The organism is Pseudomonas sp. W15Feb34, assembly GCF_023127765.1.
GTDB lineage: Bacteria > Pseudomonadota > Gammaproteobacteria > Pseudomonadales > Pseudomonadaceae > Aquipseudomonas > Aquipseudomonas synxantha_A.
In genome coordinates, this window is sequence record NZ_SPKN01000029.1 from 216,783 (window position 1) to 238,363 (window position 21,581).

General features: G+C 59.6%; 23 protein-coding genes. 10 read left to right on the forward strand and 13 right to left on the reverse strand.

Annotation, left to right across the window (positions count from 1 at the left end):
• Window positions 1-50: 50 nt before the first annotated feature.
• The 4 genes from E4O97_RS14725 to E4O97_RS14740 form a co-directional block, all read right to left on the reverse strand.
• The gene (locus E4O97_RS14725) at window positions 51-1,007 is read right to left on the reverse strand and encodes a TauD/TfdA family dioxygenase (RefSeq protein WP_248161574.1); all 957 of its coding nucleotides are present in this window, start codon (window positions 1,005-1,007) and stop codon (window positions 51-53) included.
• Window positions 1,008-1,038: 31 nt separating this feature from the next.
• Window positions 1,039-1,776 (reverse strand): TSUP family transporter, encoded by a 738-nt coding sequence (locus E4O97_RS14730; protein ID WP_005791677.1) that lies wholly within the window; start codon window positions 1,774-1,776, stop codon window positions 1,039-1,041.
• Window positions 1,777-2,106: 330 nt separating this feature from the next.
• Window positions 2,107-4,563 carry a membrane-bound PQQ-dependent dehydrogenase, glucose/quinate/shikimate family gene (locus E4O97_RS14735; protein WP_248161576.1) on the reverse strand — a complete coding sequence of 819 codons (2,457 nt, stop codon included), beginning with the start codon at window positions 4,561-4,563 and terminating at the stop codon, window positions 2,107-2,109.
• 219 nt (window positions 4,564-4,782) lie between these two features.
• Window positions 4,783-5,685: a GntR family transcriptional regulator gene (locus tag E4O97_RS14740; RefSeq protein ID WP_005791674.1), complete on the reverse strand. Its 903-nt coding sequence runs from the start codon at window positions 5,683-5,685 to the stop codon at window positions 4,783-4,785.
• Between the two features lie 189 nt (window positions 5,686-5,874).
• On the opposite strand from E4O97_RS14740, the gene E4O97_RS14745 reads away from it, so the two are divergent.
• Window positions 5,875-6,642, forward strand: coding sequence for a TIM barrel protein (locus E4O97_RS14745; protein ID WP_032879335.1), 768 nt, complete (start codon window positions 5,875-5,877; stop codon window positions 6,640-6,642).
• A gap of 3 nt (window positions 6,643-6,645) precedes the next feature.
• On the opposite strand, the gene E4O97_RS14750 is transcribed toward E4O97_RS14745, so the two are convergent.
• Window positions 6,646-7,734, reverse strand: a complete 1,089-nt coding sequence (locus E4O97_RS14750) for an endonuclease/exonuclease/phosphatase family protein (protein WP_248161578.1) — start codon at window positions 7,732-7,734, stop codon at window positions 6,646-6,648.
• A 41-nt stretch (window positions 7,735-7,775) separates the two neighbouring features.
• Complete coding sequence (locus tag E4O97_RS14755; protein ID WP_005791669.1) at window positions 7,776-8,435, reverse strand: YciC family protein; 660 nt, start codon at window positions 8,433-8,435, stop codon at window positions 7,776-7,778.
• A gap of 183 nt (window positions 8,436-8,618) precedes the next feature.
• Between E4O97_RS14755 and E4O97_RS14760 the strand changes: the two genes are divergently transcribed.
• The 3 genes from E4O97_RS14760 (at window position 8,619) to E4O97_RS14770 (ending at window position 10,575) form a co-directional block, all read left to right on the forward strand.
• Window positions 8,619-9,341, forward strand: coding sequence for a DUF2076 domain-containing protein (locus E4O97_RS14760; RefSeq protein WP_248131696.1), 723 nt, complete (start codon window positions 8,619-8,621; stop codon window positions 9,339-9,341).
• Between the two features lie 120 nt (window positions 9,342-9,461).
• On the forward strand, window positions 9,462-9,938 hold the full coding sequence (locus tag E4O97_RS14765; protein WP_005791666.1) for an NYN domain-containing protein: 477 nt from the start codon (window positions 9,462-9,464) through the stop codon (window positions 9,936-9,938).
• 25 nt (window positions 9,939-9,963) lie between these two features.
• A complete protein-coding gene (locus E4O97_RS14770) occupies window positions 9,964-10,575 on the forward strand; it encodes a 3'-5' exonuclease (RefSeq protein WP_248161580.1) in 612 nt (203 codons plus the stop codon).
• 140 nt (window positions 10,576-10,715) lie between these two features.
• Here the strand turns inward: E4O97_RS14770 and E4O97_RS14775 are convergent, their stop codons facing one another.
• Window positions 10,716-11,024: a DUF3077 domain-containing protein gene (locus E4O97_RS14775; RefSeq protein WP_248161582.1), complete on the reverse strand. Its 309-nt coding sequence runs from the start codon at window positions 11,022-11,024 to the stop codon at window positions 10,716-10,718.
• A gap of 216 nt (window positions 11,025-11,240) precedes the next feature.
• Here E4O97_RS14775 and E4O97_RS14780 point away from each other — a divergent pair, with 216 nt between their 5' ends.
• Window positions 11,241-11,528: an acyl carrier protein gene (locus E4O97_RS14780; protein ID WP_248161584.1), complete on the forward strand. Its 288-nt coding sequence runs from the start codon at window positions 11,241-11,243 to the stop codon at window positions 11,526-11,528.
• 104 nt (window positions 11,529-11,632) lie between these two features.
• Here the strand turns inward: E4O97_RS14780 and E4O97_RS14785 are convergent, their stop codons facing one another.
• On the reverse strand, window positions 11,633-12,094 hold the full coding sequence (locus E4O97_RS14785; RefSeq protein ID WP_005791661.1) for an Lrp/AsnC family transcriptional regulator: 462 nt from the start codon (window positions 12,092-12,094) through the stop codon (window positions 11,633-11,635).
• Between the two features lie 161 nt (window positions 12,095-12,255).
• On the opposite strand from E4O97_RS14785, the gene yedA reads away from it, so the two are divergent.
• Window positions 12,256-13,152: a drug/metabolite exporter YedA gene (yedA, locus tag E4O97_RS14790; RefSeq protein ID WP_032879345.1), complete on the forward strand. Its 897-nt coding sequence runs from the start codon at window positions 12,256-12,258 to the stop codon at window positions 13,150-13,152.
• Between the two features lie 48 nt (window positions 13,153-13,200).
• A complete protein-coding gene (locus E4O97_RS14795; RefSeq protein WP_032879347.1) occupies window positions 13,201-14,535 on the forward strand; it encodes a DEAD/DEAH box helicase in 1,335 nt (444 codons plus the stop codon).
• Between the two features lie 120 nt (window positions 14,536-14,655).
• Here the strand turns inward: E4O97_RS14795 and E4O97_RS14800 are convergent, their stop codons facing one another.
• On the reverse strand, window positions 14,656-15,882 hold the full coding sequence (locus tag E4O97_RS14800; RefSeq protein ID WP_228309009.1) for a TIGR03862 family flavoprotein: 1,227 nt from the start codon (window positions 15,880-15,882) through the stop codon (window positions 14,656-14,658).
• Between the two features lie 171 nt (window positions 15,883-16,053).
• Window positions 16,054-16,974 (reverse strand): histone deacetylase, encoded by a 921-nt coding sequence (locus tag E4O97_RS14805; RefSeq protein ID WP_005791657.1) that lies wholly within the window; start codon window positions 16,972-16,974, stop codon window positions 16,054-16,056.
• Between the two features lie 76 nt (window positions 16,975-17,050).
• Here E4O97_RS14805 and E4O97_RS14810 point away from each other — a divergent pair, with 76 nt between their 5' ends.
• Genes E4O97_RS14810 through E4O97_RS14820 form a run of 3 tightly spaced genes read left to right on the forward strand, consistent with a single transcriptional unit; the run spans window position 17,051 to window position 19,112 of the window.
• On the forward strand, window positions 17,051-17,620 hold the full coding sequence (locus E4O97_RS14810; protein ID WP_078822396.1) for a GNAT family N-acetyltransferase: 570 nt from the start codon (window positions 17,051-17,053) through the stop codon (window positions 17,618-17,620).
• Between the two features lie 38 nt (window positions 17,621-17,658).
• A complete protein-coding gene (tesB, locus tag E4O97_RS14815; protein WP_005791655.1) occupies window positions 17,659-18,528 on the forward strand; it encodes an acyl-CoA thioesterase II in 870 nt (289 codons plus the stop codon).
• A complete protein-coding gene (locus E4O97_RS14820) occupies window positions 18,525-19,112 on the forward strand; it encodes an HAD family hydrolase (protein ID WP_078822395.1) in 588 nt (195 codons plus the stop codon). The genes tesB and E4O97_RS14820 overlap by 4 nt, the downstream gene beginning before the upstream one ends.
• A 132-nt stretch (window positions 19,113-19,244) precedes the next feature.
• Here E4O97_RS14820 and E4O97_RS14825 read toward each other — a convergent pair whose 3' ends face one another.
• Genes E4O97_RS14825 through E4O97_RS14835 form a run of 3 tightly spaced genes read right to left on the reverse strand, consistent with a single transcriptional unit; the run spans window position 19,245 to window position 21,563 of the window.
• A complete protein-coding gene (locus tag E4O97_RS14825; RefSeq protein ID WP_248161587.1) occupies window positions 19,245-20,219 on the reverse strand; it encodes an alpha/beta hydrolase in 975 nt (324 codons plus the stop codon).
• Window positions 20,220-21,107 carry a neutral zinc metallopeptidase gene (locus E4O97_RS14830; protein WP_032879358.1) on the reverse strand — a complete coding sequence of 296 codons (888 nt, stop codon included), beginning with the start codon at window positions 21,105-21,107 and terminating at the stop codon, window positions 20,220-20,222.
• 45 nt (window positions 21,108-21,152) lie between these two features.
• Window positions 21,153-21,563 carry a membrane lipoprotein lipid attachment site-containing protein gene (locus E4O97_RS14835; protein ID WP_005791651.1) on the reverse strand — a complete coding sequence of 137 codons (411 nt, stop codon included), beginning with the start codon at window positions 21,561-21,563 and terminating at the stop codon, window positions 21,153-21,155.
• Window positions 21,564-21,581: the final 18 nt, after the last annotated feature.

Genomic DNA, 21,581 nt, shown 5'->3' on the forward strand with positions numbered 1-21,581 from the left:
GGGGTTACCTGAAAGCGTTGAATCAGAGCAAGGTGGTTGTCTTGAAGGGCTTAAAGCGCTTCAAGCGCACTGTCAAATTGCTTATGCGCGTCTGGCAGCGATTTGCTCGCTTGGGCGTGGATGCCGCAGGTGTACTCGATGAACGAATGCCCGGCGGTTTCAGACTGGGCAATATTGTAGTTCTGAAAGGGCAGCATGGCCCTGCGCACCGGCGACTGATCCAGGATGTTCTTGAATGTGGTGCTCGCGTCATCAGCGATCCACAGCCTTCTTACTTTTCTCTGCTGGTTGCCATCGATGAATTTATGCCGGGCATGCAGGACCCGCAGGTTATCCATCACCAGGATGTCCCCTGGCTCAAGGCTGATGGGGGTAATGTAACGCTCGTTGGTGGAGTAGTGGGTCTGGATGTATTTAAACGCCGCGTTGGCCCATTCGGGAATAAACGCAGTGCTGTCATACCGGTAGCGAATTCTTAACGTTTCGTCATCGATTTTTTCAAAGACTGCGCAATCGATGGACAACAAGTCGTCGCGGCAGTAAGTGACACTGCCGCTGGTCATCAATATTTTTAATGTGTCAGCGTGATGGGCAAGCAGGTCATTGTAGATTTTCTGCCCATCCACCAGGAAGTTGTCGCCGCCAAATTCAGGCTTTGAAACGCACTGGAGAATGACGAATTTGGGTGGCGTGATTTTTTTCGCAGTGCCCTCTACGTAGGCGATGCCATTCAAAAACGACCCATCGGTATGCGGGAAAAAATCGCTCGACAGTTCGCCATGATAATCATCCTTGAAACGTTGCCAGTCCTTGTTGATTGGCTCGCCACCGCCCACCACGCCATGTTCATCGGACTTGGTATGAAACTGAATCAGCCCGAACTTGCCGGCGGTCTCTCTAAAGGCTTCCAGAGAGTGGTCTTGGGGCTTGATAACGCAATATCCATGCTCTTTCAGAAACGTTGAGATTTCTTTGGTTTCAAAAAAATCAAACTTACGTGTGCTCATTTCACGCTCCTTGTTTTATTGGAAGAACTTTTTACAGGCCGTTGAAAAAATGATCGAAGATCATCTTCAAACCAAAAAACGTCACCCCTGCCTTTAACAGCATTGCGCCGACACGCTGCGATATACGGTCTCTGAGAAAGCCGCCCAGGTACGAACCCAATGTAGAGGCGGTAATCATGATGATGATCAGGTTGGCGTAATCCATGAACGCAAAACCTGCAATAACAAAGGCGGCGACCTTGAGCCCGTGCAGTACGCTCATTTGCATGGCGTGGGTGACAATTACTTCGTTTTTATTAATATTCATCTTCATCAGGATGGGCTGCGATATCAAACCGGTTACGGCCACGAACAGTGAAAGGAAGGTTTGAAAAAAGCCCACCAGGGCAAAGTTTTTAAATATAAAACCCAGGCGTGCGACGATCTTGGTCCAGGTGATGGCCAGGATGAAGAAGCCGAGAATCAGTGATAAATATTGCTCGGGAAATTTGCCGATGAAGAAGTAACCGATGAACGCGCCGACCAGGCAGCCGATAACGTATTTAGGCAGGATTTCCACTTTTGCACTTTTGAAGTCAAACGCGAATCGACTGGCGTTGCTGACCATTTGAATCAAGCCGTGAACCGGTACAACCGCAGAAATGGGGATGAATTGAGGCATAACCGCAAGCAGTCCAATCCCGCCGCCCACGCCAATGGCAGCCGTCATGAATGACGTAATAAAACTGACGCCCACCAATAGATACAAACCATCAGAAAGTTCGAGCATTGTTAATTCCTATCCAATTTTATAAAACGTAAAGCATATATATCGATGCGCAGGCTTCTCACCGGCTGAGTAAACCGGGCGCAATCGCCTGCGAGCGCGCTGAGAGAGTCAGGCGCTTTGAATCTGGCGTAGAAGTGGGTATTGCTACGTGAATAAAGGGCAGCAGTGATGGCCGCTACTTATAAAATTCCCGCGATAAGTAATTAGCATGTCATCACTCTGAAGTGATGCGATATGTGCCAGAAACTACGCCATGACTGAGGGGGGTAGAACATGTATATGTTTTACCCACCGATACGCTCATGGCGAGCCTCTCTTACAGCACTCGATTTACTGCTCAGGCAGGGCCCAGGCGATGATGCTGTCACCTAACTTGGTTGGGATTCGGTCATGACCGCCAACCACCGCCACCACGTACTGTCGACCCTGGCTCATGTAGGTCAAGGGTGAAGCCTGATTGCCTGCCGGGAGGCGTTCTTCCCAGAGCAGCTCACCGCTTTCGCTGTTGTAAGCCCGCATGAACCGGTCAATAGCGGCGCCGATGAACGTCACGCCGCCAGCGGTTGTCACGCCGGTTGCATCACTCGGCGTACCGATTTCGAAGCGCATCTTGGAGGCGATCCCCCAAGGTCCACTGTCATAGCCTGTGCCGAACGGGCGGCTCCACACGACATCGCGAGTGCGCAGGTCGATACCGGAGATAAAGCCCCAGGGTGGCGCAATGCAAGGCTGGTCCAGGGATGACATCCACGGATCTTTAATCGCGCCGTAAGGCAGGCCGGCCTGGACGCGGAAGCCTTGGGCATTGCCCGGCGACTCCTGGAACGACTTGGCATTGATGGCGTCGAGTTGTTCGCGAGGCACCAGCCCCTGCATATAAGGAAGGCGCTGGTTATTGATGATCAGCAGCCCTCGCTTGAGGTCGACCATCACACCTCCCCAGTTCAAGCCGCCATGATGGCCGGGGAAGATCAGGCTTTGCTGGCCCACGACCGGCGGGGTGAAGATCCCTTCGTAGCGTGCCTGGCGAAATTCGAGGCGACATTGCATCTGATCGAAAGGCGTCAGGCCCCAGGCATTGGCTTCGGTCAGTACTTCCGGTGTTTTCGATGGACGCCCCATGGTGCTCGGCATATCCGGGGACAGTGGCTGGGTGGCTGCGGTGTAGTCTCCCGGGGCGGTGCCCTGTGGGACAGGAGCTTGCACGATATCCACCAGTGGTTCGCCGGTGGCGCGGTCAAGCACGAACAACTGGCCGGATTTGGTCGCCTGGATCACGGCCGGGCGTGGCCCGGCAGCCGTCGGAAAATCAATCAGGCTGGGTTGCGGGCTCAGGTCGTAGTCCCATAGATCATGGTGGACTGTCTGGAAGTGCCAGCGGACTTTACCGGTGGTGGCGTCCAGTGCGACCAGGGACGAGCTGAACGTGTCTTCTTGTGCTGTGCGGGTGCCGCCATAGAAGTCGCCCGCTGCGTTGCCGGTGGTGACATACACCAGGCCCAGTTCATCGTCGGCCGACAGCGGTGCCCACGAGTTGGGGGTGCTGAGGGTGTAGGTCTCGTTGTTACCCGCGGGGGCGTTGGTGTCTGGCCGGCCCAAATCCCAGGCCCACTTCTGTTTGCCGGTTACTGCATCGTAGGCGCGCACCACGCCCGAGGGGGCAGGGCGCACATCCGAGTCGAGTACTCGGCCACCGGTGATCACCACCCCGCGAATGACCAGAGGGGCAGACGTGATACCCGTCGAGCCTTTTCTGAAAGTGCCCAGCCCGTCTTTCAAATCCGCAAAGCCTGCGTTGCCGAAGTCGGGGCACGCCTGGCCGGTCAGGGCGTCTACCGCGCCGAGGCGAATATCATTGGTGCCCCAAATGATGCGCGAGGCGCACAAGCCACTGGCATTGGGGACTTCGAAATAAGAGACACCACGGCAATAGGCGCCGCCATTGGCGAAGTAGTCCGGGTCGACTTTGGAGTCGAATCGCCAGTTCTCCTTTCCAGTGGTGGCATCCAGGGAAATGATGATTTGCTTGGGGGTGCAGGTGTAGAGCGAGTTACCCACCTTGATCGGCGTGGCTTCGTTCAAGTACTTGGTTTTCTCACCGGGTTGCTTCACGTCGCCGTGGTGGTATTCCCAGGCTTTGACCAGGCCCGACACATTCGAAGGCGTGATTTGCGACGCGGCTGAATAGTGGTTGCCCAGGTTGGAGCCTGCATAGGCGGTCCAGTTGGTCTCGGTGTGTGACGCGGCAATATTGCCGTCTGGAGAGGCGACAGAACTGCGGCTGAAGGCGGCGGCGGGGCGTGTGGTGGCAAGCGTCGAGTCGGCAAGGTGAACGCTTGTGGGGAAGAACAGCGGCACCAGGATGGTAGCCCCCATCACCAGCGGCAGCACACCCATAATGGTGAAGTAATGACTTTTTCTGACCTTGGCAAAATCACGCCGTACCACGGGCCAGAACGCCAGGAACGGCACGCTGAGAACCGCCAGCCAGGCCAGGCGTGGAATATAGGCCCAGCCATCGTAACCAGACTCCCACACCGCCCAGGCATAGGTGGCCACAGAGGCTGCGCCATAAAGGTAGAGGCCCAGGGACTTTTTCAGGCCCAAGAGGATGGCCGATAACAACAGCGCGGTGCCCATCATCGCGTAATAGGGTGACCCGCCCGCGGCCATCAGCACGCCGCCTTTATAGGCCAGCATCACGCCAAGCAGGGCAACCACTGTGTTGTACACCCCGAACAGGAGGTTTGAGACTCCCGCTGCACTACCCAACGTCCTTTCGTTCATGGCCACCATCCCTGTGCGATTCGTTACGGATCCGAGTCCGAGCGGCGCGCATGATTGCCTATTGTTGTAACGAAATACAATATGTAGTGAAAAAATTAACTGTTTGGTGATTTTTTTGTATTCTGTTTTGATCAGAAACAATTGTGCTAGGCTGCTTGGCCCGTTATTGGGCGCGGTGATGGCGAAGCTGCGGCACTGACGGGTAGTCAGTGACGTGCTCTAGATTTGGCTTTCTTCTGGCACTGCGCGTTGATCAGTCTTGAGTCGGCCGACTTGATCCAGGTGGCGCCAGAGAAACTGTGCGGCTTCTTCACGCCGATCAGACTCGATGAGGTCGAGCAAATGGATGTGTTCCTGGCATTGCGCCTTAAGACGCGTGCGATCAATGTTGGCCTTGTAGCCCATAAAGCGCCTGAGCTGATTCTGGTGGCGTATGGCGTCGATGAAAAAAACATTGCCGGAGCACTGCACGATCATTTCGTGAAACTGGGCCCCCAGCTGGAACAGTTGCGCGCGGGACAAGGTCTGGATCTCGCCGTCGATCAAGGCCTGTTGCTGTTGCCTGGCCTGGGCAAACGCGGCGTGATTGACCTGATAACCGGGCTCAAGCAGCGCCGCCGGTTCGATGGCCATCCGGAAACGGTAGCTATGAATATGCGCCTGCGTGTTATGCACGAAGTCCTTGAGGCCCCACCCTTGGCCTGGCTTACGCTCCACCATGGCTTCGCCGGCCAACCGGTTCAGCACCTTGAGCAACTGCCCCCGGGGCACCTCATAGCGTCGCAACAACTGCGCTTCGAAAAAGTGCGCCGGTATTTCTCCGCTCAGAATGTCGTCGACCACACGCAGGTAAAAGTCTTCGAATGGATCGCTGGCGCAAGGGACTGCGGCTTCCTGAATCTGCCCGGCACCTTGTTTGAGGAAATAGCCACGATTGGGCTCTTGAATGGCAAGGTCCCACTCGGCGAGCAAGGCAAAAACCCGCCGGATCGGCGAGCGCGACACCCCGAGCGCTTGCGCAAATGTCTGCTCGCGCAAGGGCTCACCGGCTTTCATCGAACGGGCGCGAACCATGTCGATGACGCGTGGGGCCAACTGCAGGGCGAGGTCTTTCTTGATCACAGGTTTTATTCCGAATGGTTAGCTTCAGTCCGTTCCCGTCGGGGCAGATGCCCCCACCGCACTGGAGTGGGAAAATACCATACGAAGAGCATGAGTATTTGCACTGACCACTTTCAATAGCGCGGCGCTGGAGCCGCGAATGAGGCTCCAGGCTGATGATTTGTTTATTCCCAGGATGGATAGTTACCCATGCTCAAATTCAATGCTCACCTCGGTTTCCAATTCAACGAATTGCCTTTTCTGCAACGCATCGAAGCCGCCGCCGCTGCCGGTTTCAGGGCGGTGGAGTTCCCATCGCCCTATGAATTTGACGCCAGCCTGCTCGCCGATCACCTGGCTCAATACAACCTGCCGTTGATTCAGTTCGCAGCGCCGGCAGGTGTTACCAAAGGCATCGCTGCCTTGCAGGGCAAGGAGCAGGAATTTCGCGATGGGCTGCGCGAGGCGGCCCGCTATGCGAAGGCGCTGAACTGCTCGGATGTGCACATCATGTCTGGCGTGACCACGCCCCAGGATGAGAGCGCGCCTGCCTACGCAAGTAACCTGGAATACGCGGTCAAGTACCTCGAAGATCAGGGTTTGCGCGCGCTTATTGAAGTGATCTGCCCGCAGGCGATGCCCGGCTATTACATGTCTGACTTCAACAAGGCGCAACAGGTGCTGGAAACCTTTACGAGTGTCGGGCTGATTCTGGATCTTTACCATGCCCAGCTTTTGACCGGCGACGCAGCCGGGGTACTGGCGCAGTTTTACGACAGGACCGTCCATGTACAAATCGCCGACAACCCGGGGCGTCACGAGCCGGGCACCGGGACCATGGACTTTGCCGCCTTGTTCGCGGCGCTGGAGCAGCGTGGCTACCGAGGATGGATCGGCTGTGAGTACCGCCCATCCGGCACCACGGTTGAAAGCCTTGAGTGGCTTAAGCCGCTGCGGGCCCAGGTGTTGAAACCCTAGGGGTTATTGTGCGGCAGGCAGCAGGAAGCGGGCGATCACCGGCAGGTGGTTGGAAATACGCAACGTATCGTCTTGGCGCACCTTCGCCTCCACGCGTTTGATCCGCGAGCTGTAGAACAGGTAATCCAGGGTGCGATCCGGGCCATCAAGGCTTGGGTCGTTGGGGAAGTGCGTCAGCCATTTCTCACGGTCGATGCCACTGGATTGGCTGTTGCTGGGAATCATCGGGTATTTGTCCCACAGCAGATGCAACTCACTGTCCGGCGAGTACTGGCCGCGCTTGCCAGCGTCCAGGCGCAGGAACTGGCCCAGTGGCAGCAGGTTGAAATCCCCGCCAATCAACCAGGGTGTGCCGCGACCTTCGAGTTTATCCAGCAGTTTTACCGTGCTTGCCACTTGCTCCTGCACCGCGCTGCGCCCAGGTGCGCCGCCGTCCAGGCGGGTGTTGAGCACCGCCAGTTGGCCGCCATCGCTCAAGGGCAGATATGTCAGCAGCAGAGCTGGCTTGGGTTGGAACTGGCGGCTGATGACGTTGGCATCGGCGGTCGGCAGTTGCAGGCGCTCGGCGTGCTCGATCTGGTAGCGGCTGAGTGTCGCCAGCTTGCGCCCGACGCTGCCGAAGATATGCAGGCTGGGCACAAAGTCGGCTTTCCAGTCGAAGGCCTGGGCGCTGCACGGGTAGAGGTCGACCAGGCGCTCCTGCAACAGCGCAAGCTGGTCCTGATAGTGGGACGGTTTGGCGCCTTCGTCGAGCTCCTGCAACAGCAGGATGTCGGGTTGTTCGTCGCGGATCACCCGAGCCACTTCGTCGAGGCTGAAGGCCATGTCTTCGACGGTCGGGCGATCGTCCGGGCCGCTGCCGTCCGGGGTGTCGTACCAGAACACGTAGTTCTTGCCGGCCAGGTATTGCACATTCCAGGTCATGACCTTGAGCGCCTGCCCCGGCAGCAGCGTCGGCGCACGGGGTGCCACGCAGCTGACGGGCAGGGTTTCTTTGTCGGCAGGGCGCCAGGTCAGGCTGTAGATCAGCGCGGCCAGCAGGCCGACGATGATCAACAGGCTCAACAGGGTGATGCGCAATAAACGGGTCATCGGCTCGGCTTATATGCGTGTCAGAAGAGGCACGGAGCATATCACCGCGCGTCGGCGTCGCCACCGATCAACATGAATAAACGGAACAGCACCACGCTGGTAAACAACTGCAGGAAGCTGTGCGCACTGTCCATCAACAGCCCCAGCAGCGGCGCGGGCTCGGGATACGCCGCCACGCTGGCACCCTTGAGCAGCCACAACGGCGTCATCACGCACAGCAGGCACACCAGGATTCGCCAGAAATGCCCGCGGGTCAGGCGAAAACTCTCCTTCATCGCCTCCAGGGCCGGCATACCGCGCAGCACCAGCAGGTATTCGGCAAACGCCAACACCACCATCAGCCACAAGCCCGGCAGGAAATACAGCGACAGGCCCAGCAATATCAACAACGTGCTCATGGCCGTCAGCAGGGCGAAGCGCGGCCACAGGCTCAATGCCATGGCCCATACATCCTTGGTGCGTGGTGACTCGCCACGGGTGCGGGCGTCGAGAAACAGGATCAGGGCGCCGGTGTACAGCGGGTACACCAATAAACCCACGACTACGCTGTAGCCGGGAAACGCATCCGGGCCCAGCGTGTGGTCCAGTATTTGTTGCAGCAGGGCTTCGAGGATCACCAACGGCAGGCACAACTGCACGATGGCGCCCAGGTTGCGCTGGGTAAAACGCAAGGAGTCGCGCAAAACGTCTAACGGATTCATCAGGGTCATCACAGGCCTGGAAGCAGAGGGCCACACTTTAACCGATCAGGGTCCAAAGGGGCGCAAACGTAAACCTTGAGTAAAGACCATTGAAACAACTCGTAACATCCCCATAACTGGAAGGCACCCGGCCTGATCACAGGCGGGACCGGAATTTTTTATCGGCAATCTAACGAGGTCGCCATGAACAGCGAAGAGCAAACCCTGATCGATGGACTGTTTTCACGGTTGCAGCAAGCCGAAACGGACTCAGCCCCCCGCGACGCCCAGGCCGAAGCGCGGATCAAGGAGCACATGACTCGCCAGCCGGCCGCCGGCTACTACATGACCCAGTCATTGCTGGTGCAGGAACATGCGCTCCAGGCTCTGGATGCGCAAAACAAGCAACAGGCGCAACAGATCCAGCAATTGCAGGACGAACTGCAGCGGGCCAAGTCGGCGCAACCGGCGCCGGCCAGTGGTGGTGGGTTCCTGTCGAGCATCTTTGGCGGTAGCTCCCGTGAGCCACAGCCTGCGCCGAACAACTCCGGTGGCGGCTGGCGTGAGCCGGCGCGGCCGTCGTTCAACCAGCCAGCACCGCAGCAAAACTATCAGCCGCCGCAAGCACCGGCTGGCGCACCCGTGGGCAGCGGTTTCCTCGGCGGCGCCATGAAGACCGCTGCCGGTGTGGCCGGTGGTGTGTTGCTCGCCGAAGGCATCAGCAGCCTGTTCCACCATAATCAGCAGCCACAGGTGGTGGAAGAAATCATCGAACAACCGGCACCGGCCAGCGACCAGGGTGACTGGGGCAACGATGACCAGAAGTTTGCCGGCAATGACAGTTGGGGCAACAACTCTGACAACTTGGCTGACAGCGATTATTCCGACGATTCCTCTTCCTTCGGCGACGACGATTCCTTCGTCTGACACCTCTTGGCCCGGGGCGCCACGGCGCTCCGGTCTGATTTTTTCCCGGAAACGCTCCCTTGGCTGGCATACTGGCGCCCTTTCCGGGCGCTGGCGCCTGGCTGTCCATGAGGAAGTGCGGTGAAGAAAATTGCAGTGTTCGCCGATGTACAAAACCTCTACTACACCGTGCGCCAAGCCTATGGCTGCCACTTCAACTACGCCGCCCTGTGGGCTGACATCAGCGCTCGCGGGCAGATTGTCGAGGCGTACGCGTATGCCATCGACCGTGGCGACAGCAAGCAGCAGCAATTCCAGCAGATCCTGCGCAACCTGGGCTTTACGGTAAAACTCAAGCCGTATATCCAGCGCAGCGATGGCTCGGCCAAGGGCGACTGGGACGTGGGCATCACCCTCGACATCATGGACGCCGCCGACCATGTCGACGAAATCGTACTGGCTTCCGGTGACGGCGACTTCGACATGCTGCTCGAACGCATCATCCAAAAGCATGGCGTGCGGGCCGTGGCCTACGGCGTGCCGGGGCTGACGGCCAACTCATTGATACGCGCCGCCAGCCACTACGTGCCGATCGAAGGCGCGTTGTTGCTCAAATAGACTGTTGAACGGAGTTGGAACAGGTTTGGAACGTATAGCGGTCATCGACTTTGAAACCACCGGCATCACCCCCAGCAGCCACTGCCGGGCTACGGAGATTGGCGTGGTCATCCTCGAGCGCGGTCACATCGTGGACCGCTACCAGAGCCTGATGAACGCCGGTGTGCGCGTACCGGCCTTTATCGAACAGCTCACCGGCATCAGCAACGCCATGCTGCGCAGTGCGCCACCGGCTGAGCGGGTGATGAACGAAGTCAATGAGTTCGTCGGCACCACGCCCTTGATGGCGCACAACGCCGCCTTCGACCAGAAGTTCTGGGACTATGAGCTCGGCCTGATCCGCCGCACCCGCCTGCAGAAATTCGCCTGCTCCCTGCTGCTGGCCCGCCGCCTGATGCCGGCTGCGCCCAACCACAAACTCGGCACCCTCAACACCTACGCCAAACTGCCCCACACCGGCCAGGCTCACCGGGCGCTGGCGGATGCGGAAATGGCCGCCAACCTCACGGCCCACCTGGCCCAGCAACTGCGCCAGACCCACGGCCTGCGCGAACTGTCCCATGACCTGTTATGCACCTTGCAGAAAGTGCCTGCCGCCAAAATCAATGAGCACCTGAAAAAGCATCGCGGGTTCTAAACCAGCCACCCTCTCAAGCACACCAAAGATCCAAATGTGGGAGGGGGCTTGCTCCCGATAGCAGTGTGTCAGCTAAAAATAAGCTGGCTGATACACCGCCATCGGGAGCAAGCCCCCTCCCACATTTAGTGATGCGGCGCCTATCGAGGCTGTGTGCACGCCAACGCCTGGTCCACCACTCCCTTCGCCATCTCCACCAAATGCATCACCGCCCGCTGCGGCGCCTTCATCACCTCTCCCGAGGCATGTGCCGTCTCCACCGCGCAATGCAACAAATCCGCCGCATGGGCCAGGGCGTCTTCGAAGCTCAGGTTGTCATTCAGGATAAAAATGGGCGCATCCGGAGCGGATGCCTTGAGGTAGTAGTCGATGGCACGACGGTGGAGCAGGGCGTCTTCGCTGAGGAAGTCGGTTTTGTTTTCAGTTGAAGCAGAGGTTGCTTTGACCATGTTGAATCTCCGGGATCTTTAACGCTCTCCTTCCGTCAATTTCGGCTTGCACTTCCGGTCATCGAAGGGTCGATGACGCGTGGCAGATTAGCGGTCGCGTTCTGATGGAACAAGGCTTGAAATGCTGCTCGGAAACGTCCTGCAATTGATCGGGATGGGTCTTGCTGGCCAATAGTGGCAGGCTTATTGGACAACGTTTTGGAGAAGCGGCTAGAAATGAAGGATCATCCGACCAGAGCCGAAATCAGCGAAAAAGTGATCCAGCTGTTCGTCGATATCATCGGTTTTATCGACCGAAGCAAAGTGACGGAGCAAACCGATTTCATCCATGATTTCGACATCATTGATGACGACCTGACCTGCTTTGTCATGCAGATCAAGTGGCAGTTCAAGCTGCAAGCGACGCAGGAGGATTGGAATCACATCACGACCATCAAGCAGATCGTTGATTTGATCGTCCAGCGCAGATCAAGCCCACTGTATTTTCCCATTGCTTTTCGGTGAGGCCTCTGACGCCATCGCAGGCAAGCCAGCTCCCACAGTTGACCGCGTCGCTCGGGCAGTACGCGATCCCTGTGGGAGCCGGGCTTGCCCGCGATGGCGATCGCTCAGCCACCATTTTTCCCATTGGCTTCCAACTGCCCCAACGGCACCCGCCGTTCTATGGCGCTGGACAAAATAATCGAGGTCTTGCTGAACCCGAACTTCGCCACTCGATTAATCAGGTCTTCCAGCTGCGGCATGGTGCCTACCGCCGCTTGCATGATCACGCACGGGTCGCCCGTGACCCGGTGGCATTCGGTCAGCTCGGGAATTTGCGCCAGGGCGTCGTATACCTTCTGGCTGCCGTGATTGGTCAGCCGCAGTTCAATTACGCATTGAATCGGCAAACCGACCTTGGATAGATCCACTTTGGCCTGGTACCCGGTGATCACTCCGCTGGCCTCAAGCTTGGCCACGCGTTCGGCCACGGCGGGGGCGGAGAGGTTCACGGTGCGCGCCAGTTGCGCGTAGGAAGCACGGCCGTCTTCAAGCAGGGCGCTGAGGAGCATGCGGTCGTATTTGTCCATGGTAAGGCTCCGGTGGCGCGTGGCTTTCGAAAGCACGGGTTATAGCCCTCATAACCATGGTTTGAAAAGTGTATGGGCGGTTTAAACAGGTTTTGTAACTTAAGTTTATCCACCTTCGTTTCTAGAATAAGTCTCCCTTTTCCTGCCATTAGAGCCGCCCAATGCCTGGCCCACGTCGCTTTCCCTTACCGTTGATCGCCGCCTTTTTCGCGTTGTATGTGATCTGGGGTTCCACTTACCTGGTGATCCGCATCGGTGTGGAGTTCTGGCCGCCGCTGTTGCTGGCGGGGATTCGGTTTTGCACGGCGGGTGTGTTGATGTATGGCTTCCTCAGGTGGCGCGGGGTGCCGGCGCCAACCTGGCCGCAGTGGAAGGCCGCCGGGATGATCGGCATTTTGTTGCTCACCGTGGGCAATGGTGGTGTCAGCGTGGCCGAACACATGGGTGTGTCGTCCGGTGTGGCGGCATTGGCCGTGGCGACCGTGCCGTTGTTTACCCTGCTGTGTGGGTTTTTCTGGGGCGCGCGTAATACGCGGCTGGAATGGGCCGGGGTGATCCTGGGCATCATCGGCATCGCCATGCTCAATATGGGCAGTACCTTGCAATCAAGCCCATCGGGTGCAGTTTTGCTGTTGGTTGCGGCGGCCTCCTGGGCTTTCGGCTCGGTGTGGAGCCGCCACCTGCCACTGCCCCAGGGCGCCATGGCCAGTGCCGCAGAAATGCTCGTGGCCGGCGTGGCGCTGCTGATTGTCAGCGCGCTGTCGGGCGAGCACCTGCAGGCCATGCCGCCGCTGGAAGGCTGGCTGGCCCTGGCCTACTTGACGGTATTCGGTTCGATCATCGCCTTTAACGCCTACATGTATCTGCTCAAGCATGTGCGTCCGGCAGCGGCGACCAGCTATGCCTACGTGAACCCGGCTGTGGCGGTGTTGCTGGGGATTGTATTCGTCGGTGAGACCATCGGCCTGGAAGAAGCCTTGGCGATGCTGGTGATCATCAGCGCCGTGTTGCTGATCAGCCTGCCCCAGTGGCGCAAGCCCAAGCCGGAAATAAGGTAAACTGCCGCGCATTACGCCCTTGCGCTGAATTTTTCCTACGGTAACTACATGACTTTCGCCACCCTTGGCCTGATCGAACCCTTGCTGCGCGCCCTTGAGACGCTTGGCTACCAGACCCCGACGCCGGTGCAGGCGCAAGCCATTCCGGCGGTGCTGGCCGGTCGCGACCTGATGGCCGCAGCCCAGACCGGCACCGGCAAGACCGCAGGTTTCGCCTTGCCGCTGCTGCAACTGCTGACCATGGAAGGGCCGAAAGTCGCCGCCAACTCGGCGCGTGCGCTGATCCTGTGCCCGACTCGCGAACTGGCCGAGCAGGTTCACGCCAGCGTCGCTGAATATGCCCAGCACCTGCCGCTGACCACCTACGCGGTATACGGCGGGGTAAGCATCAACCCGCAGATGATGAAGCTGCGCAAAGGCGTCGACATTCTGGTCGCCACCCCTGGCCGCCTGATCGACCTGTTCCGCCAGAACGCGCTGAAGCTCAACCAGCTGCAAACCCTGGTGCTGGATGAAGCCGACCGTATGCTCGACCTGGGCTTCTCCGAAGAGCTTGCCAACATTTATCGCATGTTGCCGAAAAAGCGCCAGACCCTGTTGTTCTCTGCGACCTTCTCCGATGACATCCGCCTGTTGGCTGGGCAGATGCTCAACGACCCGCTGAGCATCGAAGTCAGCCCGCGCAACGTCGCTGCCAACACCGTCAAGCAGTGGGTGGTGCCGGTGGACAAGAAGCGCAAGCCTGAACTGTTTGTGCACCTGATGCGCAAGGGCCGTTGGAAGCAGGTATTGGTTTTCGCCAAGACCCGCAACGGCGTGGACGCCCTGGTGGACAAGTTGCAGGGCCTGGGCATCAACGCCGACGGCATCCATGGCGACAAGCCCCAAGCTACCCGCCAACGCGCACTGGACCGCTTCAAGACCAGCGAGGTGCAAATCCTGGTGGCCACTGATGTGGCGGCCCGTGGCCTGGATATCGAAGACCTGCCGCTGGTGGTCAACTTTGACCTGCCGATCGTGGCCGAGGACTACATCCACCGTATTGGCCGTACCGGGCGCGCGGGCAACACTGGGGAGGCGATTTCCCTGGTGTGCGCTGATGAGGTGAACATGCTCTCGGCGATCGAGATGCTGACCCGCCAGACCCTTACCCGCAAAATGGAAGCGGATTTCGAGCCGGAGCATCGTGTACCGGATACCGATGCCAGCGGGCAGGTGGTGAAGAAGCCGAAAAAACCGAAGAAACCCAAAGCGTCCGGTGGTGGCGGTAAGCGCAACCTGGGCAAGTGGGTGGACAGTGGCGAAGTGGCGCCGGCTGAGCCGTCGATTAAGCCAGTGCGCAAGGTGCCGGTGTTTAATACTGGGCCGCGTAAGAAGAAGTGATTTTGCGCTGTGGCTGATGGCCTCATCGCAGGCAAGCCAGCTCCCACCTTTAAATTGTGAATACAGTCAAAGGTGGGAGCTGGCTTGCCTGCGATGGCGGCTTTGAACCCACCCCAGATCTCAGCGATTAAGCCACTCCAACATCCCCAGCCCAGCCGCTCTGCCACTGGCAAAACACCCCGTCAGCAAATACCCACCAGTGGGCGCCTCCCAGTCCAGCATTTCCCCCGCACAAAACACCCCAGGCAATGGTTTGAGCATCAACCGCTCATCCAGCGCTTCAAACGGCACACCCCCCGCTGTGCTGATCGCCTCATCCATCGGCCGCGTCCTCACCAATGTCAGCGGCAACGCCTTGATATCCACTGCCAACTGCGCCGGATCGGTGAAGTGTTCAGCGGGCGTCAGCTCGCGCAGCAGGGCTGCTTTCACACCATCCAACCCCAACTGACTGTGCAAGTGCTTGCTCATCGACCGCGAACCCCGGGGCTTGGCCAATGCGGCCTGCACCTTGTCCAGCGGCTTGCTCGGCAGCAAATCGATATGCACCGTGGCTGCACCGCTGCGGTTGATCGTTTCGCGAATTGGCGCCGACAAGGCGTAAATCAAACTGCCTTCAATACCGGTGGCGGTTATCACGCATTCACCCAGCCGAGGCTTGTCATCCCCCAAGCCAATGGCGACGTTTTTCAACGGTGCGCCAGCGAATTTGCTGACCATCAACTCGCTCCACGCCGACACTTCGAACCCGCAGTTGCTCGGTTGCAGGCGCACATAGGGCAGGCCTTTGCCTTCAAACAGGTTAAGCCAGGCACCGTCAGAGCCCAGGCGTGACCAACTGCCGCCGCCCAAGGCAAGCAACACCGCGTCGCTGTGGACAACTTTGTCGCCGTCCGGGCTGTGGATAAGTAAATCGCCTTCGGCATTCCAACCGGTCCAACGATGCCGGGTGTGGATAACCACACCTTGATCCCGCAGGCGCTTGAGCCAGGCGCGCAACAGCGGTGCGGCTTTCATATCGGTAGGAAATACGCGGCCGGAGGTGCCGACAAAGGTCTGGATACCCAGGCCATGGATCCATTCGCACAACGCCTCGGCGCCAAAGCTGCGCAACAGCGGCGCCATGTGCGGGGCGCGTTCGGCATAGCGCGACAGGAACGCGGGGTAGGCTTCGGAGTGGGTGATGTTCATGCCGCCGACACCGGCCAGCAGGAACTTGCGCCCCACCGAAGGCATGCCGTCGTACAGGTCGACCCGCACGCCCGCTTGGCTCAAGACTTCGGCAGCCATCAGCCCGGCAGGGCCACCGCCGATAATGGAGACGTGGTGGGCAGAAGTCTGAGGCATGGGCAGGGCTACGGTGATGTGAATAGGCCGAGCATTCTACCCGACCACGACGCCGCTGCCTGATCAAAAAACGTACACTTTCCTACAGGCCATGCGGCCACTCGCGTGCAGCCGCTTACGCTCAAGTTATCCACAGGCCGTTCCACAGGCATTGTGGGTAACGCCCATAGTTCAATGACAGCCTGATGACGTCCACACCCGTTGCGCGCTGTGATGCAGGATGCCGTGACGACGGGCGAGGGCGGGGCGGTCTTTGCTGTAACCGCCGCCGATCACGCCCATCACCGGTATGTCGCGGCCCAGGCAGTGGCGCATCACGCTCTCATCGCGGGCGGCGACGCCTGCGTCTGTCAGCTTGAGGTAACCGAGGGCGTCGTCCTTGTGTACATCCACGCCAGCGTCGTACAGCACCAGGTCGGGCTGGTAGAGCGGCAGCAAATAGTTGAGCGCGTCATCCACTACCTTGAGGTAGTCGGCATCGCCCATGCCCATGGGCAGCGGGATGTCCCAGTCGCTTTGGGCCTTGCGTGCCGGGAAGTTCTTTTCGCAGTGCAGCGACACGGTGATGGCCTCCGGTGTGTCGTGGAGGATGCGTGCAGTGCCATCGCCCTGGTGCACGTCGCAATCGAAGATCAGCACGCGATTGACCCGGCCGCTGGCCAGCAGATAGCGGCTGATCACTGCCAGGTCGTTGAAAATGCAGAATCCCGCCGGATAATCGTAATGGGCATGGTGGGTACCACCGGCCAAATGGCAGGCCAGGCCATGTTCGAGGGCCTGTTCAGCCGCCAGTATCGAGCCACCCACCGCACGCACGGTGCGCCTCGCCAGGGCTTCGCTCCAGGGCAGGCCGAGGCGGCGCTGGTCTTCGCGAGACAGTTCGCCGCCCATGTAGCGTTCGATATACCCAGGTTCATGGGCCAGGGCCAGGATGTCTGCCGGGCACAGCTGCGGGCGCAGCAATTGGCTGTCCTGGGTCAGGCCACTGTCCACCAGGTGGTCACGCAACAGGCGAAACTTGTCCATGGGGAAGCGGTGGTCCGCCGGGAACTCAGGGCTGTAGTCTTCGTGGTAGATCAATGGCAAGGGCATGGGATTTTCTGACGGGAACCTGCGAAGGATCTTAACAGCGCTGTACACTCACGCACATGGCAAGGCAGGGGGACCCATGGAGCCGATACTGGAATTGGAAAGTGCACGGCTGGTGCTGCGTCAATGGCGCGACAGCGACCTGCCGGAATTTGCGCGCATGTGCGCTGACTCGCAGGTGATGCGCTACTTTCCGGCTAAATTGAGCCACTTGGAAAGCGCCGCGCTGATCGGCCGGATTCGCGGGCATTTCGCTGAATATGGCTTTGGTTTCTGGGCGTTGCAGCGCAAAGACACCGGTGAATTTATCGGCGTGACGGGCCTTGCGAATGTCAGCTTCGAAGCGGGTTTCACCCCGGCGGTGGAGATTGGTTGGCGCCTGGCCCGTGAGCATTGGGGCCTGGGCTATGCCAGTGAGGCGGCCTGGACCGCACTGCGCTGCGGCTTTGATCGCTTGCAGTTGGACGAAGTCGTCGCCTTTACCACCGAGGCCAATCTGCCGTCACAAAAAGTCATGCAGGCCATCGGTATGCATTACGATCCGCAGGCAGATTTCGAACACCCCAAAGTCGCAGCCGGTGACCCGCTGCGCCCGCATGTTTTGTACCGCATCACCCGCGCCCAATGGTTGGACACGCTGCACGGATAAGCAGCCCGGAATGCCCTATTGATTGTAGGAGTTGCTCTATGAGCCAAGTATTGGAAGATCTGGTGGACTTGCTGACCCTGGAGCCGATCGAGGAGAACCTCTTTCGCGGCCGCAGCCAGGACCTGGGCTTTCGCCAGTTGTTCGGCGGCCAGGTGCTCGGCCAGTCGTTGTCGGCGGCCAGCCAGACCGTAGAAGAAGCGCGGCATGTGCATTCCCTGCACGGTTATTTCTTGCGCCCTGGCGATGCCGCGTTGCCGGTGGTGTATTCGGTGGACCGCGTGCGCGATGGCGGCAGCTTCAGCACGCGCCGTGTCACCGCGATTCAAAAGGGCCATCCGATCTTTACCTGTACCACCTCGTTCCAGTACGACGAAGCTGGCTTCGAGCACCAGACCACCATGCCGGTGGTGGTGGGCCCGGAGAATCTGCCGTCGGAGCTGGAGCTGACCCAACAGCGTGCGCACCTGATCCCCGAGCACATGCGCGACAAGCTGCTGTGCCCCAAGCCCATCGAAGTGCGCCCGGTCACCGAAAAAGACCCGTTCAACCCGCAGCCGTCCGACCCGGTCAAGTACGTGTGGTTTCGTGCCGACGGCGCCCTGGCGGATTCGCCGGCGCTGCATAAGTACCTGCTGGCCTACGCCTCGGACTTCGGCCTGTTGACCACCTCGTTGCTGCCCCACGGCAAGACCGTGTGGCAAAAAGACATGCAGGTGGCCAGCCTCGACCACGCGCTGTGGTTCCACGCCGACCTGCGTGCCGATGACTGGTTGCTGTACGCCATGGATAGCCCATGGGCCGGCAATTCCCGGGGTTTCTCCCGCGGCAGCGTGTACAACCGCGCCGGGCAACTGGTGGCATCGGTGACCCAGGAAGGCTTGATCCGCCATCGCAAGGACTGGGCATGAGCCTGTCAGACGTTAAACATTGGGTGTTCGACATGGACGGCACGCTGACGGTGGCAGTGCATGACTTTGCCGCCATTCGCGTGGCGTTGGAGATTGCGCCTGAGGACGACATCCTCACGCACCTGGCTGCATTGCCGGCGGATGTCGCGGCAGCCAAACATGCCTGGCTGCTGGAGCATGAGCGCGAGTTGGCGCTGGGGTCGGTCGCGGCCGAAGGTGCCGTTGAGTTGGTAAGGGAATTGGCCGGGCGTGGTTATCGCCTGGGCATCCTGACGCGTAATGCGCGGGAATTGGCCCATATCACTCTGCAAGCGATTGGCTTGGCGGACTGCTTTGCCATTGAGGATGTGCTGGGGCGGGATGACGCGCCGCACAAGCCTGATCCGGGTGGCCTGTTGAAACTGGCTGCGGCCTGGGGGGTAGCGCCGAGCGAGATGGTGATGGTCGGGGATTATCGCTTTGACCTGGATTGTGGCCGGGCGGCGGGGGCCAGGACGGTGTTGGTGAACTTGCCGGATAACCCGTGGCCGGAGTTGGCGGATTGGCATGCCGAGGATTGTGCGGCGCTGCGCCGAATGATCTAACCCAGGCGACGGAGATCAAATGTGGGAGGGGGCTTGCTCCCGATTGCAGTGTGTCAGCCAGCCTATGTTTAGCTGGCACACCGCTATCGGGAGCAAGCCCCCTCCCACATTTTGATTGGGTTCCTTCAGGTGCTACTGGGCAAACAGCACCTTTTCTCCCTCTGGCGAGGTAAACATCTTATCCCCGTCATGCCCCACCCCTGGCACTTCCACCAGCTTGTGACTCAACTGCGGATGGCGCAGTTTGAGGTAGCCAAAGTAGTTGTGCCCACGAATCAGCCGATACGCACCCTGGGTTTCGGCCTCGCAGCTTTTATCCAGTGCCGGGTGGTTGGGGTCGGTGTCCTGCTGGCCCAACAGGTAAGTGATGTCGCGTGAGACGTAGGCTTTTTCCAGTTGCTGGGCGCCTCGGCCACCCACGTAATCGGGCAGCTTTTGCATGCCGTATTTCCAGTCGTTGAAGCTTGGGCAACTGGCCGTATCGAACGGCACCGGCCGCTGCGGGCTGAAGTAGGCGTAGGACGATGGGTTGGCCACCACGTACCGCAGGCTGATGCCTTCACTCTGCAGCAATGGGTGGTCATGGCCGGTGAGGGCGAAGCGTTGGACGACCTGGCCGCCACCGGAATGCCCGGCGATCACGATTTCCTTCAGCGCCGGGAACAGCTTGCGGTTGCCCAGGTGCTTGATGATCTGGTCCAGAGCGCCATAAGAACTGACCTGCCCAGGCGCGGTGGAAGCTTCGCCAGCCATCCAGTCGTTGCCCTTCCAACGCAATACCTGATTGCCCAGATGGTTACGCTTCACGTCCGATTGATTCAGAAACTGCGGCGCGATCACCAGCGTAGTGCCGCCAACCCCGGCATGGGTGGCGGCGTCTATACCGCTTTGCAGATAGGTCTGCGCATTGCGCAGGCGGCCGTGCACGATGATCAGCGCACGTGTGACCTTGGGCAGCGGCTGGCGCCAGTCCTGGCTTACGCCGAGGCTGAGGTCGCCGGCCTCCAGATGAAAGCGATCGGGGCTGACCACCTTGACGCCGTGTTCAGCCGCCAGGGTGCAGCAGGACACGAACAAACCCAGCAGCAACCCCAATCGTTTGATCATTTAGAGACTCTTGGCCGCGAAGGTATCGCATTGAGTGATCTGGCCCTGTGCGAAGCCAGTCTTGAACCAGCGTACCCGTTGCGCCGAGGTGCCGTGGGTAAACGAGTCCGGCACCACGCGCCCTTGCCCCTGTTGCTGCAAGCGGTCATCGCCAATGGCGTTGGCTGCATTCAGGGCTTCTTCGATATCGCCGGGCTCCAGCCAGTTCAGGCGTTTTTGCGCCCGATTGGCCCACACCCCGGCAAAGCAGTCGGCTTGCAGCTCCTGGCGTACCAGCAGGCCGCCATCGCCTTCCATCTGCCGACCCTGTTGGCGCGCCGCCTGGATCTTGGACGAGATGCCGAGCAGGGTTTGCACGTGATGCCCGACTTCGTGGGCGATCACGTAGGCCTGGGCGAAATCGCCGGCGGCCTGGAAGCGTTGCGACATTTCGCGGAAGAAATCCAGGTCCAGGTAGACCTGCTGGTCAGCCGGGCAATAGAACGGGCCGCTGGCCGAGGTGGCGCCACCGCAGGCGGAGTTCACCCGGCCACGGAACAGCACCAGCTTGGGGTTCTTGTAGGCCAGGCCGTTTTCCTGGAACACCTGGCCCCAGGTGTCTTCGGTATCACCCAACACCGCGCGCACAAAATCGGCGTGCTCATCATTGGCCGGTGGCGCCTGGCGCGATTGCGAACTCACCGACGGCGCCTGTTCCATCTGGCCGGTCAACTGGCCAAGGATCTGCATCGGGTCCTGGCCGGTCAGCCAACCAATGCCGACGATCAGCACAATGGCCGTCAGGCTCAGGCCCTTGCCGCCGCCAAAGCGCATACCGCCACCGCCGCCGCCACTGTCATCGCGGGCATCCACCACGTTGTCGCTGCGTCGGCCTTTTTTCCATAGCATGGGAGCATTCCTCTGTGTGCTAACCGTGATTGATTATGGTCGGTATTAACGGCAATAGCCTTCGCCGGTGGTCACGATCAGGCAGTCTTTTTTATCCGCCAGCCATTTCAGGCCGGTGGCGGCGCCGTCTCCGGCGCGCAACAGCTGCGGGCCGTCGGGGCGGGTGAAGGCGATGCCATCTTCGTTCGCTTCACCTTTGAAGGTGCCGGCATCGTCGGCGTCGAGGCCGTATTGCATGGTCAGAAGGTAGTGGCCGCGGCCGATGCTGTCGTCCTTGGCGATGGTCAGGTGCAAGCCTTCGACGCCGATCCATTTGCCGACCCATTGATCGGTGGGCGGCGTTTGCGGCACCAGGGTCGCCTGTACAGACGGCGGCGCGGGCTTGGGGGCTTCCTTGGCTTTATCGCAGGCGGTAAGCAGGGCGAGGGCAGACAGAACAAACAGGATTTTTTTCATAGCGGCAAGGCCTTGATT

Coding starts and splice junctions, on each gene's coding strand:
- E4O97_RS14780 (WP_248161584.1), top strand. CDS start 11,241: ATGAAGGATCATCCGACCAGAGCCGAAATCAGCGAAAAAGTGATCCAG.
- E4O97_RS14760 (WP_248131696.1), top strand. CDS start 8,619: ATGAACAGCGAAGAGCAAACCCTGATCGATGGACTGTTTTCACGGTTG.
- E4O97_RS14830 (WP_032879358.1), bottom strand. CDS start 21,107: ATGCTATGGAAAAAAGGCCGACGCAGCGACAACGTGGTGGATGCCCGC.
- E4O97_RS14805 (WP_005791657.1), bottom strand. CDS start 16,974: ATGCCCTTGCCATTGATCTACCACGAAGACTACAGCCCTGAGTTCCCG.
- E4O97_RS14835 (WP_005791651.1), bottom strand. CDS start 21,563: ATGAAAAAAATCCTGTTTGTTCTGTCTGCCCTCGCCCTGCTTACCGCC.
- E4O97_RS14820 (WP_078822395.1), top strand. CDS start 18,525: ATGAGCCTGTCAGACGTTAAACATTGGGTGTTCGACATGGACGGCACG.
- E4O97_RS14735 (WP_248161576.1), bottom strand. CDS start 4,563: ATGAACGAAAGGACGTTGGGTAGTGCAGCGGGAGTCTCAAACCTCCTG.
- E4O97_RS14825 (WP_248161587.1), bottom strand. CDS start 20,219: ATGATCAAACGATTGGGGTTGCTGCTGGGTTTGTTCGTGTCCTGCTGC.
- E4O97_RS14745 (WP_032879335.1), top strand. CDS start 5,875: ATGCTCAAATTCAATGCTCACCTCGGTTTCCAATTCAACGAATTGCCT.
- E4O97_RS14755 (WP_005791669.1), bottom strand. CDS start 8,435: ATGAATCCGTTAGACGTTTTGCGCGACTCCTTGCGTTTTACCCAGCGC.
- yedA (WP_032879345.1), top strand. CDS start 12,256: ATGCCTGGCCCACGTCGCTTTCCCTTACCGTTGATCGCCGCCTTTTTC.
- E4O97_RS14810 (WP_078822396.1), top strand. CDS start 17,051: ATGGAGCCGATACTGGAATTGGAAAGTGCACGGCTGGTGCTGCGTCAA.
- E4O97_RS14785 (WP_005791661.1), bottom strand. CDS start 12,094: ATGGACAAATACGACCGCATGCTCCTCAGCGCCCTGCTTGAAGACGGC.
- E4O97_RS14730 (WP_005791677.1), bottom strand. CDS start 1,776: ATGCTCGAACTTTCTGATGGTTTGTATCTATTGGTGGGCGTCAGTTTT.
- E4O97_RS14725 (WP_248161574.1), bottom strand. CDS start 1,007: ATGAGCACACGTAAGTTTGATTTTTTTGAAACCAAAGAAATCTCAACG.
- E4O97_RS14795 (WP_032879347.1), top strand. CDS start 13,201: ATGACTTTCGCCACCCTTGGCCTGATCGAACCCTTGCTGCGCGCCCTT.
- E4O97_RS14775 (WP_248161582.1), bottom strand. CDS start 11,024: ATGGTCAAAGCAACCTCTGCTTCAACTGAAAACAAAACCGACTTCCTC.
- E4O97_RS14800 (WP_228309009.1), bottom strand. CDS start 15,882: ATGCCTCAGACTTCTGCCCACCACGTCTCCATTATCGGCGGTGGCCCT.
- E4O97_RS14750 (WP_248161578.1), bottom strand. CDS start 7,734: ATGACCCGTTTATTGCGCATCACCCTGTTGAGCCTGTTGATCATCGTC.
- tesB (WP_005791655.1), top strand. CDS start 17,659: ATGAGCCAAGTATTGGAAGATCTGGTGGACTTGCTGACCCTGGAGCCG.